Raw genomic sequence first — 16,580 nt, 5'->3', positions numbered from 1 at the left:
TATGACCATCGAAAATATCAACAACCGCCCTATTCCCCCCTCGGCCCCACGACAAGATCCGGAGTTGGGCCTTTCCAGTGAGCAACAGGTTGAAGAAGCCGTAACATTCACCTTCGAAGACCTGAAAAGCCACATGGAAGAGATGCTGCAATTCAATTACGCCATCGTCCATGAACTACTGGGACAGATTGCCGCGATCAGCCCCTACCGGGCCGACATGGCCCAGGGCAAACAGCCGGAAGTTGCCTCCAGAGAAGCGTCTGACGCCGTCAAAGCCACCCCTGTTGCCCCCGTGGGAGAAGCCAGTGCGGCAGCCTATCTGGCCGGTCTTCAACACATTGAAGGCATGATGGGCAACCACGACCTCAAGCTTCAGGAAATGCTGGACCAGCTGGCGCTGTCCCGTTCCGGCAGAAAGGCCAGCCTGGGGAACCAGGGGTTGGAGTTTGAGCGCCTGAAATCCATCATCATTCAGGCAGAAGGCAGGATGAACCAGGTATTAAGCCAGATACCAGAAACCCTGCCTGAACACCCGGGCCAAATGCTCAGGGAAATGCTGCCCGAAATGATCGAAAAACTGCAACAATACGATGGCAGCTTTCGGGAAGCGCTCACAGAAGTGCGTGAAGAAATTCTCAGGGTCAGCTCACATCAGTGACAACCGATAATGTGCTCGCTGACCTCTGAGTTCCCACTTCCGGTGATAGGTAATCACACGCCTTCGGAGCCCGTTTAGCTGCATGGTACAATCTTCCCAATCTTCCCAATCATCCTCTTGAAAGGTCTGAGACATGACGACGTTTTATCTGAAGGCAAACGAGATTTTCACTGAAGAAGGCATTGTTCAGGACAGCTTTCTGAAAATTACAGACGGTCGCATTGCGGCTATTGACTGTGTGCCTGAAGAAGACGCCAACATTATGGACCTGGGAGACCACCGTATTGTCCCGGGCTTTATTGATCTGCATATCCACGGCAGTGGTGGCTTTGATGTCATGGACGCCAGCCACGAAGCCATTAACACCATCTCAAAAACCATTGCTGCCAAAGGGGTTGTAGGCTTTCTTGCCACCACGGTGACCGATACCTGGGAAAGAAACCTTGCCGCCCTGAGCAACGTCAAAGAATGCATCGAGCAAGGTGTGGATGGCGCAGAAGTGCTGGGTTCTTACAGCGAAGCCCTGTTCTTTTCCGAACGTTTCAAAGGTGCCCATGAAGGCAGCTACTTCCTGGAACCGACCAAAGAAAGGCTGGATGCAATGCTGGAAGCATCCGGAGGCACCCTTCGCTCACTGGCCCTGGCTCCCGAGGTTGAGGGCGGCCTTGAAGCGGTTGAATACCTGACCAGCAAAAATATCCGCGTCATGATTGGACACACAGGCGCCAGCTACGAAGTCTGCAAAAAAGCCTTCGAAGCCGGAGCAGTTGGCGGCGTGCATATTTTTAACCAGATGCTCGGATTGCATCATCGTCAACCCGGCACCGCCGGTGCCGTGCTGCACCATCGGGATATCTATGCGGAATTGATTGCTGACGGCGTTCATGTTGATCCCGTCATAATGGATCTGGTCTACCGCCTCAAAGGGGCGGATAAAACCGCGTTAATCACCGATTGCATGTGTGCAGGTGGCCTGAGTGACGGTGAATACCAGCTGGGACTGCTGACCGTTAACGTAAAAGACGGCGTTGCCAGAACCGAATCCGGTGCCCTGGCAGGCAGCACCCTGACGCTGAACCGTGCCGTCGCTAATATGATCGAAAAAGTCGATGTCGATCCGCTGAGTGCTGTGCACATGGCTTCCCTGACACCGGCCACTCTGCTCGGTCTGGATAATGAACTGGGGAGCATTAAAGTGGGTAAGCGTGCATCCATCGCCGTTATGAACAAACATCATGAAGTTCTGATGACCTTTGTCGATGGCAGGCAGGTTTTCAGTCAGTATTAATGTCTTTCTCCGTTAGCCTTCTGCCGCTCTGCGAATAGAAGGCTACTGTCGCTCTTCCCTGGGCGTCAGGTCAAAATGGTTTTTATACGCCGTACTGAAATGTGAAGCATTGGAGAAACCACAGGCCATCGCCACATCCACAACCGGCCTGTCACTCTCCCTGAGCAGTTTTCTGGCCTGCTCAAGCCTGAGTTTCAGATAGTGCCTGGAAGGCACCGTATCCAAATGTTTGCGAAACAGTCGTTCCAGCTGTCTTCGCGAAATCCCCACCAGAGAGGCCAGTTCGTCAGCACCCAGAGGCTCTTCTATGTTGGCAGCCATCAATTGTATTGCCTCCTCAATCTGTGGCTGTTGCTTTCTGACGGGGGTTGCGACAGACGCAGTCAGCGGCTCACCTAGACGATCCCTGACCAATAATTCCGAGACACGGGCAGCCAGATCAATCCCCTGCTCCCGAGCGATCAAAGCGAGCATCATATCCATAGCCGCGGTTCCTGCCCCACAGGTCATTCTGTTTCGATCCAGTTCAAAAGCGGTCTGACTCAACGCCACCCTGGGATAAAGTATCTGGAGAGCATCCGCTGCCCCTTCCAGCCGGGCCCGATAACCATCAAGAAAACCGGCGCTCGCTAACCGGTTGGCCCCTTTGCCAATCCCTCCCAAAACAGCAATCTCAGACAATGAGGCAGAAGGAATATCAATATCGGTTTCTGAAGCCACCAGAATCACCCCATCCATAGATTCCAGCGCCGACTGCGAGGGCTCAATAACAAGCCCCAGGTTACTGGTGACGGATGACTCGGCAATAACAACACTTTCATAAACCATCTGCCCGGTCACCTGATTGACGGCTCTCAGCACTTCAAGGGCTGAAGACAGTCCCAGCAGAGAGAAATCGGGATATAACAGAAAACCCACCTTGCAAGGCTTACTCACCCATCACTCCTTTTTTTACGAAGCCTTGTTGCTCGACTCAGAACTATGCCAGCCAACGTCCCAAAATGTAAATACTGAACAAAGGCGAATAAAGCTCGTCCTTCCAGGGCATCCCGTCTTCCGGTTTCCCCAGAGGTTGATGACATTCCAGCACTTCCAAACCCGATTGAGAAAATACTGACCGGTAGTCCTTATCCGTCCAGAAGAAATCTTCAAAGACGACCCCGGAGCCCACCACAGAGCACTTAACCCGACAGCCACTGGTAAGCGCCCTGTTTTCAGGGAAATCATTATTGATCAACAACCAGTTTCCCTGAAACTTTTGTTCTGAACTGGCAATAACGACGGCTACACCATCGGGTTTTAATACCCTTTTCACTTCGCAGATAATCGCCTTTATTTCAGACAAAGAAGCGATTTCAACCAGAACATACGACAGCATCACCAGACCATAAGACGCATCGGGGCGTGGAATCGAAGCAGAATTAATGCGGGTAAATGCGGTGTTCTTATGATCTGTTATAGCCAGGCTGAGCATATTGGCCGAAATATCCATACCCTCAACATCGAACCCGGCGCCTTTTAATAGTGGCATCATCAACCCTGCACCACAGCCGTAGTCCAGAGCCCGTGCTCCAGTTTTGACGTATTTCGCCAACAGTCCGGGCAGGTCTCTTTCAATCAAAAATCCCGGGTGATTTTTTTCTTCGGCATAAGCCCTGGCTTGTTGTTTTGTGTACTCCATAACCTGATTACTTTAAAGAAAACACGAAGATGAAAATAGCAGAACCGCTTTTAACCCATGATGGCAAATGATCCATGAAACCGTCTGTCAGCAAAAAAACACTTATTGGCTACTTCATCTACTCTTTATTGTTTAACAATAATTGAGAGCCAAGACATTGAAACGATTTCTAAGATCTCTATTCTTTTTCCTGCCCTTCATGGCTTCAGTGGAGGCACAAATAACTGACGGGTTGACTGCATACCCGCTGCCAGTCCAAGCCTCCACTCTCACAGAATCTCTGGTGACACTGGGTGCACTGGCACTCAGGCAGCAAGTCTGGCTGCCACTTCCTTATAATCCAGAAAAAGGCACTGGAACGGAGCCAGACAATAATCAGTTTCTTCACGTTTCATCGGATGATCCTTTTATTATCAGCGGCTCGGAACCCCTGCCCGGCGAACATACCCTTTGCCAGCCCATAGACACTCCCGAGAACAAAACCTGGCAATGCTTCGGTGTGGAATCCGTAACCAGCGTGGCGCTCGACACCGGAAAGCCTTTCTATCTGGAAACCCATTCTCAGCAAAGCATTGTCCTGAGCCATAGACGCGGACCCAAGCTGACATTTTCGGAATACGATCTGCCCGACTACCTGACTTTTTTTAAAAATCAGCAAACTGAAATGGAGCGGATTCATAAAATCGCCACCGAAGAAATAGCCATGGGCAGGCTGAAGATCAGGATCGCCGAAGAAACAACAAACGAAGACACCGCCCGCAGGGTGTACATTGCAAAAACCAACGGCATCACCGTCAGGGAGCAAAAAAACATTGAGCAGGAAGCGGAACGCCACCGTGAAGATGCTCATGTCCAGTCAGACGACTCTGCCATACCATCGGATATTGATCTTCCTGATGACACTGTCCTGTGTCTGGCATCAAACAGGCAAGCCTGTCAGGAGGTTCTGGCCAAAATAGTCAGCTGCCCAAATTCCGAACCAGACTCAACCAGTGAAAAAAACACGGCCTCATCGCAAGAAGGTGCACAAGGCGGTGCGGAAGGACAGGCACCTGAGCAGACCGACACCGGTGAGGATGGAGCTGTTGCCACAGCAGCTGGCAGTACAGCTAAGGATCCGGAATCTCCTGCTAAGATGGAAACCCGGCGGGTCCCGCGTCTTGTGAAAGAGTTGAAGCTCGACCTCTTTACCGGGTCAGTTAATTGGTTGTTCGACCACGTCAAGTCCCAAATCCATAATGGGCCTTCCGGCGCCTTAGTCCTACCGAAGCATCGTCTGGACCATCAGGAGGCCCAGGCTTCTATGGGTAGGATCTGGAAAATCCTCAAAAACCAAATGAATGTGGACGACAAGGAACTCCATAACATAATACAGCAGAGAGTGGTCGATCTTCTAAGCGGTATCACACAGACAAGTTCGTCTACCGACCAGTCCCCCTCACAGGCCGATTATGATCATGGTTGGGAGCAATTAGGAGAACGCACTTTGGTTGGTGAAAAGATAACAAAGATGGAGCAGGAGAGGGCTAGGGAGTCCCGGCGTCTTGATTATGAACGTTTCAAACTACGCACCGCCCAACAACATCCCTTGAATTCCAAAAAACCCGATGACCCGCATCTGGACGACCGTCAAAGCGATGCCAATGTACTCGATGACCCAACAGAGGAGCATCTGGTCAACCCTCAAAGTGATACCGAAGAGTTCACACAGACAAACTTGTCTGCTGACCAGAGTCCCTCGAAGGACTAGTGCATTGTTTCAATGAGTTTGATGGGTGAGGTATGCATTCCCACGCTGGAGCGTGGGAACGAGGGGTCAACAACCAGTTTCCCTGAAACTTTTGTTCTGAACTGACAATAACGACGGCTACACCATCGGGTTTTAATACCCTTTTCACTTCGCAGATAATCGCCTTTATTTCAGACAAAGAAGCGATTTCAACCAGAACATACGACAGCATCACCAGATCATAAGACGCATCGGGGCGTGGAATTGCAGCAGAATTAATTCGGGTAAATGCGGTGTTCTTATGATCTGTCATAGCCAGGCTGAGCATATTGGCCGAAATATCCATACCCTCAACATCGAACCCGGCGTCTTTTAATAACGGCATCATCAACCCTGCACCACAGCCGTAGTCCAGAGCCCGTGCTCCTGTTTTGACGTATTTCGCCAACAGTCCGGGCAGGTCTCTTTGAATCAAAAATCCCGGGTGATTTTTTTCTTCGGCATAGGCCCTGGCTTGTTGTTTTGTGTACTTCATAACCTGACATCGCTTTGAAGAAAACACGAAGATGAAAATAGCAGAACCGCTTTTAACCCATGATGGCAAATGATCCATGAAACCGTCTGTCAGCAAAAAAACACTTATTGGCTACTTCATCTACTCTTTATTGTTTAACAATAATTGAGAGCCAAGACATTGAAACGATTTCTAAGATCTCTATTCTTTTTCCTGCCCTTCATGGCTTCAGTGGAGGCACAAATAACTGACGGGTTGACTGCATACCCGCTGCCAGTCCAAGCCTCCACTCTCACAGAATCTCTGGTGACACTGGGTGCACTGGCACTCAGGCAGCAAGTCTGGCTGCCACTTCCTTATAATCCAGAAAAAGGCACTGGAACGGAGCCAGACAATAATCAGTTTCTTCACGTTTCATCAGATGATCCTTTTATTATCAGCGGCTCGGAACCCCTGCCCGGAGAACATACCCTTTGCCAGCCCATAGACACTCCCGAGAACAAAACCTGGCAATGCTTCGGTGTGGAATCCGTAACCAGCATGGCGCTCGACACCGGAAAGCCTTTCTATCTGGAAACCCATCCTCAGCAAAGCATTGTCCTGAGCCATCCCCTCGGACCCAAGCTGACATTTTCGGAATACGATTTGCCCGACTACCTGACTTTTTTTAAAAATCAGCAAACTGAAATGGAGCGGATTCATAAAATCGCCACCGAAGAAATAGCCATGGGCAGGCTGAAGATCAGGATCGCTGAAGAAACAACAGACGAAGACACCGCCCGCAGGGTGTACATTGCAAAAACCAACGGCATCACCGTCAGGGAGCAAAAAAACATTGAGCAGGAAGCGGAACGCCACCGTGAGGATGCTCATGTCCAGTCAGACGACTCTGCCATACCATCGGATATTGATCTTCCAGATGACACTGTCCTGTGTCTGGCATCAAACAGGCAAGCCTGTCAGGAAGTTCTGGCCAAAATAGTCAGCTGCCCAAATTCCGAACCAGACTCAACCAGTGAAAAAAACACGGCCTCATCGCAAGAAGGTGCACAAGGCGGTGCGGAAGGACAGGCACCTGAGCAGACCGACACCGGTGAGGATGGAGCTGTTGCCACAGCGGCTGGCAGCACAGCTAAGGATCCGGAACCTCCTGCTAAGAAGAGCAAGCGCCAAGATGAGGAGGCGCGGCATCTGGTGCGCGACCTTACCCAGTACACTAATGGGCTCTTAAACTACTTCAAGCTCTACCTATCGGACAATCGTCTGGGCTCTCTGACCCCTCAGGAGGCCCTGGATTCTGCAAATGCGGTCTTCGGAATCGTCAAAAAGAAAATGAATGTGAACAACGAGGAACTTCTTGATCTGATGCAGAGGAATATGGAGGATCGTCAAAGAGCTAATTCATCTCCCGACCAGTTCCTCCCATACCATGATTATTATCGTGCTTTTGCGAAATCAGCAACACGCACTTTGGCTTATGAAAAAGCAATGAAGAGGGAGGAGGAGAGGGAGAGGGAACGGAACCTCAAACTACTTGCCATCCAACAATTGCGCTCATACTTCAAAGAGGTTGATGAGAGAATTGAGAAGGCTCTGAACGGCGACGACAGCGTTAACAAAGAACTCGATAACCTGCCTCTGGACGACGACCGTGAAAGCGATACCAATGTACTTGATGACCCAAAAGAGGAGCATCTGGTCAACCCTCAAAGTGATCCCGAAGAGTTCACGCAGACAAACTTGTCTGCTGACCAGAGTCCCTCGAAGGACTAGTGCATTGTTTCAATGAGTTTGATGCGAACAATCTACGTTCATCCTGAGCGCCCTTCGACTCCGCTCAGGATGCACGGTCGAAGGTTGTGGGTTCCGAACCAACAATAGAGATCGAGCCAATCACCCTGTGCGCCCTTCGACCGTGCACTGGTTCTCTTCTGGCAGACCACTTCGCAGCAACTTTTTGATCCATACAATCACTCGTTCCCAAGCTGGGACCCACAGGGCCTAAAAACATGGGAACCAGAGTTTTAAAAAAACTTATGGGATATTGATCTATTCTTTGCCGTTTAACATTCACTGAGAACCAAGGCATTGAAACGATTACTGAAGTCTCTATTCTTTTTCCTGCCTTTTATAGTTGCAGTAGTTTCAGTGGAGGCACAAATAACTGACGGGTTGACTGAATACCCTCTGCCAGTCCGAGCCTCCGCTATCACAGAATCTCTGGTGACACTGGGTGCACTGGCGCTCAGGCAGCAAGTCTGGCTGCCACTTCCTTATAATCCAGAAAAAGGTACCGAACCGGAGCCTTACAATAAACCGTTTCTTCACGTTTCATCGGATGATCCTTTTATTATCAGTGGCTCAAAGCCTGTGCCCGGCGAGCATACATTTTGTCAGCCCATAGACACTCCCGAGAACAAAATCTGGCAATGCTTCGGAGTCGAATCCGTAACCAGCGTGGCGCTCGACACCGGAAAACCTCTCTATCTGGAAACCCATCCTCAGCAAAGGATTGTCCTGCGCCATACCCATGAACCCAAGCTGATATTCTCGGAATACGAACTGCCCGATTACCTGACTTTTTTTAAAAATCAGCAAGCTGAAATGGAGCGGATTCATAAAATCGCCACCGAAGAAATAGCCATGGGCAGGCTGAAGATCAGGATCGCCGAAGAAACGACAGACGAAGACACCGCCCGCAGGGTGTACATTGCAAAAACCAATGGTATCACCGTCAGGGAGCAAAAAGACATTGAGCAGGCAGCGGAACGCCACCGTGAAGATGCTCATGCCCAGTCAGACGACTCTGCCATACCATCGGATATTGATCTTCCTGATGACACTGTCCTGTGTCTGGCATCAAACAGGCAAGCCTGTCAGGAAGTTCTGACCAAAATAGTCAGCTACCCAAATTCTGAACCCGACAAAACCAATGAAAAAACCACGGCCTCATCGCAAGAAGGTGCACAAGGACAGGCACCTGAGCAGACCTACGACGGTGCGGGTGGAGCTGGTGCCACAGCAGCTGATAGCACAACCAGGGATCCGGAATCTCCTGCTAATAAGAGCAACCGCCAAGATGAGGAGACGCGGCATCTCCAGAAAGATATGGTGCGCGACCCTACTACCGACCAGTTCCCCCCATACGCTGGTTTTTATCGTACTTTTGCGAAAGAAAGAACACGTATTTTGGCTTATGAAAAGGCAAGGGAGAGGGAGATGAGGCGTCTCTGCAAATTCGCCGCCCAACAACTGCGCTTAAACTTAAAAAAGCTCGAGGAGAGAATTGAGAAGGCTCAGGACGGCGACGACAGCATTAACAGAGAACTCAATGACCTGCATCTGTACGTCCGTGAAAGCGATACCAATGTACTCAAAGACCCAAAAAAGGAGCATCTGCTCAACCGTCAAAGTGATACCGAAGAGTTCACACAGACAAACTTGTCTGCTGACCAGAGTCCCTCGAAGGACTAGGAGCCTGACCGAGAATAGCGCCCGTAGCGAGGACGGCAGAAAATTGAGGATGAAAATTTGGTTTTGTGAGGAGAATATGATTAACAACACCCCTCCCGCTTCCCGTCAGATCAGCGCACTGCGAGGGGTTACTTGTTTTTGGAATCCCATAATTTTCTGAGCTAGTAGTGAGAAGAGTCGCCAGAATGTACTAATATGTGTTGGTTATTAACACAAATGGTGCAGAGCTATGGCTAGAACAACATCAGTAACATTGGGCCAGCATTACGAAGACTTCATTAACGAACTGATAGAAAAAGGTCGTTTTCAGTCTGTTAGTGAGGCGGTTAGAGCAGGACTCAGAGTCCTGGAAAAAGAAGAACAAGAATACGAAGCCCGGTTACAGGCTCTACGAGACACGATAGAAGCCGGTCGTAACAGCCCGATTGTAAAAGACTTTAATATGGATCACTTACTTCATGAATTAAACGGGAGACGTGATGTCGGGTAGTTACACTGTTCGCCAGAGAGCAAAAGACGATTTAATTAACATCTGGTTTTATCGTAACCCATGAAAAACCCCGTACTTTTAATGCGGGGATGTAAACGGGGAAGTCGTCAGGCTTCCTTGTATCAACAATATCAATGTAGCCATTGGCTTTCTGTAGTATAAATATATTGAGAAAAAAGGAAATCGCGTGAAAAAAAATCGTGTCATTCAAATCAACATAGGCAAGCCAACAGACGGTCAGACGCAAGTCCGTCTGGAAGCGGCTCGCCTGTGGAATGACATAGTTCGTTTGCACCGATATATCCGTAAACGCCACTGGAAGTGGCCTACCGAGTCTAAAATGAAGGCTCACGTCAAAGGCAAGTATGCCCTGCATTCGCAGACTATACAGAAGCTCGTCGAGAAGTTGTACGACTCTATAGATTCAACTCAAACCAAAAGGGAACAGGGAGATAAGAAAGCCCGTTACCCTTGGAAGTGCAAGAAGAAATTCCAGACGGTGACTTGGAAGCAGTCAGCCATTCGCCGCAAGGGGAATAGGCTGAATCTGTCCAATGGTCGTGGAGTGAAAGGCTTGTCCATCAAAATCCCACTGGATCAATTGCCGCAAGGCAAGATCACAGGAATTGAGCTTGGATACCCCACTCTCTACATTTCCATTCAAGACGTAGTTGAGAAACCAGAATCAGCCGGAGACAACACCGTTGCGGCTGATTTGGGTATCATTCATACCGCTGTCATGACGGACGGCATCAAATCAACTGCTGTTGTTGGTCGTGGCTTGCGTTCATTGACACAAGGCAAGAGCAAGAAAATAGCTGGCTACAGTCGTCTAATAGATAAATGCGAGCAGGGTTCCCGTCGAAGACGGAAACTCAAGGCAGAAAAGGCCAGATATCTGGCACGATACCACAGGCAAGTTCACAACTTGCTACATCATACCGCAAACAAGATGATCGACTTTGCCGTTGAACGGCAAGCCGGAACATTGGTTGTTGGGGATGTGACAGAAATAGCACGTAACAAGCGTAAGCAGAAAAAGGGATCAAGACGCAGCAACCAGGAGAACAGCGGGAATCCGCTAGGTCGATTGGTTGAGTACCTGACGTATAAGGGTCAGTTGAGAGGGGTTGATGTGGTTAAGATCAACGAAGCCTACACCACTCAAACGTGCCCTAAGTGCGGTCACAGGCACAAGCCAAGTGGGCGCAACTATAAGTGTCAGGGTTGCGATTATGTTGCAGCGAGAGATGAAGTCGGAGCCTGCAACATCCTGAACAAATACATCCACAATGGACGTATGGTTCCTGATTCGATTCTGCCTACCGGAAACGTGAAGTATCTACGACCGACCTTGCTACGCAAGTCGCCCGTAGTAGTGGCTTTGAATGAGCCTACTTTGCTTGGTACTACCCTTGAATCAGTTTGGGCGTCCGAGGACGCAGGTTTGGTTGAACCGTCCAAACAGAGTCTTGTGGTTTAACCAAGAAGAATCTCCTTCCTTTTAGGAAGGGGAGCATTCAAACAGTGGAACGCTGGGGAACTGAGCAGGCCAACAGGTATCTGTGTAAAATCAGTGACACATTTGAATGGCTGGCTGAAAACCCCAGATCAGGTACACACAGAAAAGACATAGACCCTGAACTGTATGCTTTACCGGTAGAGATGCACATCATTTTCTACAATATCGTTAATAATCAGCCTGACATCGTGGCTGTTATACACCAATCCGCAGACATAAAACGCAAACTGCGAGAAAGAGAATAAGCAATTAACAAAACGCCTTCAGGCGTTTTTTTTATGCTTGGAAAAACCGGAAAAGCGAACACCCCTTCACTCGTTCCCACGCTGGGACCCACAGGGCCTAAAAGTATGGGAACCAGAGTTTTAAAAACACTTATGAGATATTTGATCTACTCTTTGCCGTTCAACATTCATTGAGAGCAAAGACATTGAAACGATTACTGATATCTATATTCTTGTCCCTGCCCTTCATGACTTCAGTGGAGGCACAAATTCTTGACGGGTTAACTGAATACCCTCTGCCAGTCCGAGCCTCCGTTATCACAGAATCTCTGGTGACACTGGGTGCACTGGCACTCAGGCAGCAAGTCTGGCTGCCGCTTCCTTATAATCCAGAAAAAGGTACCGAACAGGAGTCGTACAATAAACCGTTTCTTCATGTTTCATCGGATGATCCTTTTATTATCAGTGGCTCAAAGCCTGTGCCCGGCGAGCATACATTTTGTCAACCCATAGACACTCCCGAGAACAAGACCTGACAATGCTTCGGAGTGGAATCCGTAACCAGCGTCGCGCTCGACACCGGAAAACCTCTCTATCTGAAAACCAATCCTCAGCAAAGGATTGTCCTGCACCATAGCAACGGACCCAAGCTGACATTTTCGGAATACGATCTGCCCGATTACCAGACTTTTTTTAAAAATCAGCAAGCTGAAATGGAGCGGATTCATAAAATCGCCGCCGAAGGAATGGCTATGAACAGGCTAAAGATCAGGCTCACCGAAGAAACAACAGACGAAGACACCGCTCGAAGGGTGTACATTGCAAAAACCAATGGCATCACCGTCAGGGAGCAAAAAGACATTGATCAGGAAGCTGAACGCCACCGTGAAGATGCTCATGCCCAGTCAGACGACTCTGACATGGTACCATCGGATATTGATCTTCCTGATGATACTGTCCTGTGTCTGGCATCAAACAGGAAAGCCTGTCAGGAGGTTCTGTCCAAAATAGTCAGCTGCCCGAATTCTGAACCCGACAAAACCAATGAAAACACCACTGCCTCAGCGCAAGAAGGTGCACAAGGCGGTGCACAAGGACAGGAACCTGAGCAGACCGACACCAGTGAAGATGGATCTGTTGCCACAGCAGCTAACAACACAATTAAGAATCGTCCTTCTGGGCTATTTGACGTATTAAGTCAGTGTCTTGAGCCACAGGACATAATTGAACAGAAGTCCGCTTCAAAGAGTGAAGTACCCACTCATAGCGAACTCGTCGCCGCCCGACAGGGTAGAGAGATCTTCGACCACTTAGCGCAACTTGGGAGTATTCTGAGCGGGCAGCTTTTTGACCAGAGACCTGAACCTAGAAGAAAAGGGTGGCACTACTGCAAGATCTGCCACTACGGCTCTAAATTCAAGACAAATCTGAAACGGCACGAAGAGCTTCACAAAAGTCACGTTCCTTGAGAGCCGATAATTCGATACACAATTAATTAAACGCCTTCAGGCGTTTTTTTTATGCTTGGAAAAACCGGACAAGCGAACGCCTCCTTTAACCCAATTCACGGCAACTTTTTGATCCATGCAACCGTCTCTAAAAAAACACTTATGGAATATTTGATCTATTCTTTGCCGTTCAACAACGATGTTCAACAATGATGTTCAACAACAAGAGAGAGCCAAGACATTGAAACAGTTACTGAAGTCTTTATTCTTTTTTCTGATGTTCATAGCTTCAGCAGAAGCACAAATAACTGACGGGTTGACGGCATACCCCCTGCCAGACCAAGCCTCTGCTATCACAGGATCGCTGGTGACACTGGGTGCACTGGCACTCAGGCAGAAAACCTGGCAGCCGCTTCCCTATAATCCAGAAAAAGGTACCAAACCGGCGCCGTACAATAACCCGTTTCTTCATGTTTCATCGGATGATCCTTTTATTATCAGTGGCCCGGAACCTGTGCCCGACTATCACACCTTTTGTCAGCCCATAGAGCCTCCCGAGAACAAGACCTGGCAATGCTTTGGTATGGAGTCCATAACCAGCGTGGCGCTCAACACCGGAGAGCCCTTATATCTGAAAACCGATTCTCACCAGAGCATTGTCCTGCATTATACCCATGGCTCCAAACAGATGTTTCCGGAATACGATCTGTCCGATTACCAGACTTTTTTTAAAAATCAGCAAGCTGAAATGGAGCGGATTCACAAAATCGCCGCCGAAGAAATGGTCATGGGCGGGCTGAAGATCAGGATCGCCGAAGAAACAACAGACGAAGACACTGCCCGCAGGGTGTACATTGCAAAAACCAACGGAATCACTGTCAGGGAGCAAAAAGACATTGAGCAGGAAGCGGAACGCCACCGTGAAGATGCTCATGTCCAGTCAGACGACTCTGCCATGGTACCGTCAGATATTGATCTTCCTGATGACACTGCCCTGTGTCTGGCATCTAACAGGAAAGCCTGTCAGGAGGTTCTGCCCAAAATAGTCAGCTGCCCGAATTCTGAACCAGACTCAACCAGTGAAAAAAACACGGCCTCATCGCAAGAAGGTGCACAAGGCGATGCGGAAGGACAGGCACCTGAGCAGACCGACACCGGTGAGGATGGAGCTGTTGCCACAGCAGCTGACAACACAATTAAGAATCGTCCTTTTGGGCTATTTGAAGTATACGGTCGGTATCCTGGGGCTAAGGCAGAGAAAATAATTAATCCGATCTCCGCTTCAAAGAGTAGAGTACCCACTCATAGCGACCTCGTCACCGAACGACAGGGTATGGAGTTCCTCAACACCATCGAGCAAATTGCGAATGCTCTGAGCGGACAGCATCCCAAGGATAAGGAAGACCAGAGACCCGAACCTAGAAGAGAACGGTGGTACTACCCCTGCGATATCTGCGGCTACGACACTGTGGACAAGAAAAATCTGAAACGGCACAAACGGGTTCACCGAGGGTACATTCCTTGAGAGCCTCGCGCTGTAGAGTCCGCTTTTCAGGGGAGGTATGCATTCCAACGCAGAATACATACCCTCTCACTTTCTCCTCTGGCAGCTCACTGCCCGGCAACTTTTTGATCCATGCAATCGTCTGTCAAAAAAAACACTCATGGAGTATTTGATCTATTCTTTGCCGTTCAACAAGAATGTTCAACAACAAAAGAGAGCCAAAACATTGAAACAGTTACTTAAGTCTTTATTCTTTTTTCTGACTTTCATATCCTCAGTGGAAGCACAAATTCCCGGCGGCTTGACTGCATACCCCCTGCCAGACCAAGCCTCTGCCATCACAGGATCTCTGGTGACACTGGGTGCACTGGCACTCAGACAGAAAACCTGGCAGCCGCTTCCCTATAATCCAGAAAAAGATACCAAACCGGAGTCGTGCAACAACCCATTTCTTTATGTTTCATCGGATGATCCTTTTATTATCAGTGGCCCGGAACCTGTGCCCGACTATCGCACCCTTTGTCAGCCCATAGAGCCTCCTGAGAACAAGACCTGGCAATGCTTTGGCATGGAGTCCATAACAAGCGTGGCGCTCAGTACCGGAGAGCCCTTATATCTAAAAACCGATTCTCACCAGAACATTGTCCTGCATTATACCCACGGCTCCAAACCGTTGTTTCCGGAATACGATCTGTCCGATTACCAGACTTTTTTTAAAGAGCAGCAAACTGAAAGAGAACGAATTCTTAAAATCACAGCCCAGGAAATAGGCACAGACAGGCTGAAGATCAAAGTCGCCGAAGAAATGATCGCTGGAGAAGTAATAGACGACGACAGTTCCCGAAGGATGCACATTGCAAAAACTGAGGGAATCACAGTCAGGGAGCAAAAAGACATTGAGAAGGAATATAAACACCGCCGTGAAGATGCTCACGTCCAGTCAGACCTCTCTTCCATGGAACAAACTCATCTTATTGGTACTGACTTGTGCCTGGCAACCACCATGGAAGCCTGTCGGGAGGTTCTGTCCAAAATAGTCACCAGCGCAGATGCTGAATCAGGCAAAACCAGTGAAAAAACCAGCACCTCGTCGCAAAGTGAAAGCACCAGCACCTCATCGCAAGAAGGTGCACAAGGCACTTCGGAAGGACAGGAAGGCAAGCACACTGGTGAGGGTGGATCTGCTGGTACAGAAGCTGCCGGCACAACCGACAATCCGGAACCTACTGCTGAAAAGCCAAACCTCCAGCAAACTGGCTCTACGGACCGTCAGCAAATAGACAAACTGACCTACCTGCCTGCCGACCGGAGACCCAAGGTGCACGTGCACCAGTGTGACCATGAGAGCTCATCCGTATCCGGTTCATGTGAAAGTACGGAGGAGTTCCAAGACAGGACTAATTTTCTTCGGTCATTTTTAGAACAAGCCAGAGAAGAACCGGAGGTACGAGAGGAGGAGCGGAAGCGCATGAACATTGACGATGAAAGTGAATCAGAATCAGATGCTCAGGATAACTCAAACTCCGTTCCAAGCTTCATAATCAACTCAAATGTTGACAGCAGCGAGCCCATGGATCTCGACACCGGTGAGGATGGAGCTGTTGCCACAGCAGCTGACAGTACAACTAATGATCCGGAACCTTCTGGTGAAGAGCAAGGGGTCCAGCAAACTGACTCTGACTCTGATGACGAACGGAAACTCAGCACTCCCTTAGGTTGTGACCATTGGGGCTGTGATTTCAAGCACAAAAAAATTAGCTACCTTAAAGCGCACAAAATGACCCACCTGCCACCCGAGTTGCGTTGTCGCTATGAGGGCTGCAACTACAGAACTTTCCGGGAGTCCTGTATGGATATTCACGAATATGACCACCGGATTGCCGGCCATAAATTCAAAAAAGGCCAGAAAGAGGAAAAAATCTTCATCTATCCCGATTCTTGGCAATAACGATAATTGAGAACGAAGACGTCGGAACGGTTGCTGAGATCTCGATATCCTCAGTATCAATGGCACCCAAACTCCGTTCACCCTGAGCGGAGTCGAAGGG

14 protein-coding genes are annotated in these 16,580 nt (G+C 49.1%); 11 read left to right on the top strand and 3 right to left on the bottom strand.

What is annotated here, in order from left to right:
• The first annotated feature begins 1 nt into the window (after position 1).
• Positions 2 to 658, top strand: coding sequence for a hypothetical protein (locus K7B67_RS01305; RefSeq protein ID WP_252178564.1), 657 nt, complete (start codon positions 2 to 4; stop codon positions 656 to 658).
• 133 nt (positions 659 to 791) lie between these two features.
• On the top strand, positions 792 to 1,946 hold the full coding sequence (nagA, locus tag K7B67_RS01300) for an N-acetylglucosamine-6-phosphate deacetylase (RefSeq protein WP_252178563.1): 1,155 nt from the start codon (positions 792 to 794) through the stop codon (positions 1,944 to 1,946).
• 42 nt (positions 1,947 to 1,988) lie between these two features.
• Here the strand turns inward: nagA and K7B67_RS01295 are convergent, their stop codons facing one another.
• Both K7B67_RS01295 and K7B67_RS01290 read right to left on the bottom strand, forming a co-directional pair.
• Positions 1,989 to 2,882 (bottom strand): helix-turn-helix domain-containing protein, encoded by an 894-nt coding sequence (locus K7B67_RS01295; protein WP_252178562.1) that lies wholly within the window; start codon positions 2,880 to 2,882, stop codon positions 1,989 to 1,991.
• 43 nt (positions 2,883 to 2,925) lie between these two features.
• Positions 2,926 to 3,627, bottom strand: coding sequence for a class I SAM-dependent methyltransferase (locus K7B67_RS01290; RefSeq protein ID WP_252178561.1), 702 nt, complete (start codon positions 3,625 to 3,627; stop codon positions 2,926 to 2,928).
• Between the two features lie 157 nt (positions 3,628 to 3,784).
• On the opposite strand from K7B67_RS01290, the gene K7B67_RS01285 reads away from it, so the two are divergent.
• Positions 3,785 to 5,377 carry a hypothetical protein gene (locus K7B67_RS01285; RefSeq protein ID WP_252178560.1) on the top strand — a complete coding sequence of 531 codons (1,593 nt, stop codon included), beginning with the start codon at positions 3,785 to 3,787 and terminating at the stop codon, positions 5,375 to 5,377.
• Here the strand turns inward: K7B67_RS01285 and K7B67_RS01280 are convergent.
• A complete protein-coding gene (locus K7B67_RS01280; RefSeq protein WP_252178559.1) occupies positions 5,331 to 5,891 on the bottom strand; it encodes a class I SAM-dependent methyltransferase in 561 nt (186 codons plus the stop codon). The two genes, K7B67_RS01285 and K7B67_RS01280, sit on opposite strands and share 47 nt — an antisense overlap.
• Positions 5,892 to 6,050: 159 nt before the next feature.
• Between K7B67_RS01280 and K7B67_RS01275 the strand changes: the two genes are divergently transcribed.
• The 8 genes from K7B67_RS01275 to K7B67_RS01240 all read left to right on the top strand — a co-directional run bounded on the left by K7B67_RS01275 (position 6,051) and on the right by K7B67_RS01240 (position 16,480).
• Positions 6,051 to 7,643 (top strand): hypothetical protein, encoded by a 1,593-nt coding sequence (locus K7B67_RS01275; RefSeq protein WP_252178558.1) that lies wholly within the window; start codon positions 6,051 to 6,053, stop codon positions 7,641 to 7,643.
• Between the two features lie 315 nt (positions 7,644 to 7,958).
• Positions 7,959 to 9,344 (top strand): hypothetical protein, encoded by a 1,386-nt coding sequence (locus K7B67_RS01270; RefSeq protein ID WP_252178557.1) that lies wholly within the window; start codon positions 7,959 to 7,961, stop codon positions 9,342 to 9,344.
• A gap of 229 nt (positions 9,345 to 9,573) precedes the next feature.
• On the top strand, positions 9,574 to 9,834 hold the full coding sequence (locus K7B67_RS01265) for a type II toxin-antitoxin system ParD family antitoxin (RefSeq protein ID WP_252178556.1): 261 nt from the start codon (positions 9,574 to 9,576) through the stop codon (positions 9,832 to 9,834).
• Between the two features lie 187 nt (positions 9,835 to 10,021).
• Complete coding sequence (locus K7B67_RS01260) at positions 10,022 to 11,317, top strand: RNA-guided endonuclease TnpB family protein (RefSeq protein WP_252178555.1); 1,296 nt, start codon at positions 10,022 to 10,024, stop codon at positions 11,315 to 11,317.
• Positions 11,318 to 11,786: 469 nt separating this feature from the next.
• Positions 11,787 to 12,116 carry a hypothetical protein gene (locus K7B67_RS01255; protein ID WP_252178554.1) on the top strand — a complete coding sequence of 110 codons (330 nt, stop codon included), beginning with the start codon at positions 11,787 to 11,789 and terminating at the stop codon, positions 12,114 to 12,116.
• 12 nt (positions 12,117 to 12,128) lie between these two features.
• Entirely contained in the window at positions 12,129 to 13,049 is a 921-nt protein-coding gene (locus tag K7B67_RS01250) for a hypothetical protein (RefSeq protein WP_252178553.1), read from the top strand.
• A gap of 220 nt (positions 13,050 to 13,269) precedes the next feature.
• Positions 13,270 to 14,553, top strand: a complete 1,284-nt coding sequence (locus tag K7B67_RS01245; RefSeq protein WP_252178552.1) for a C2H2-type zinc finger protein — start codon at positions 13,270 to 13,272, stop codon at positions 14,551 to 14,553.
• 37 nt (positions 14,554 to 14,590) lie between these two features.
• A complete protein-coding gene (locus tag K7B67_RS01240) occupies positions 14,591 to 16,480 on the top strand; it encodes a hypothetical protein (protein WP_252178551.1) in 1,890 nt (629 codons plus the stop codon).
• The last annotated feature ends 100 nt before the right edge of the window (positions 16,481 to 16,580 follow it).

Source organism: Endozoicomonas sp. 4G (assembly GCF_023822025.1).
In the GTDB taxonomy this organism is placed as follows: Bacteria; Pseudomonadota; Gammaproteobacteria; order Pseudomonadales; family Endozoicomonadaceae; genus Endozoicomonas_A.
This window is presented reverse-complemented; position numbering and strand designations above follow the sequence as displayed.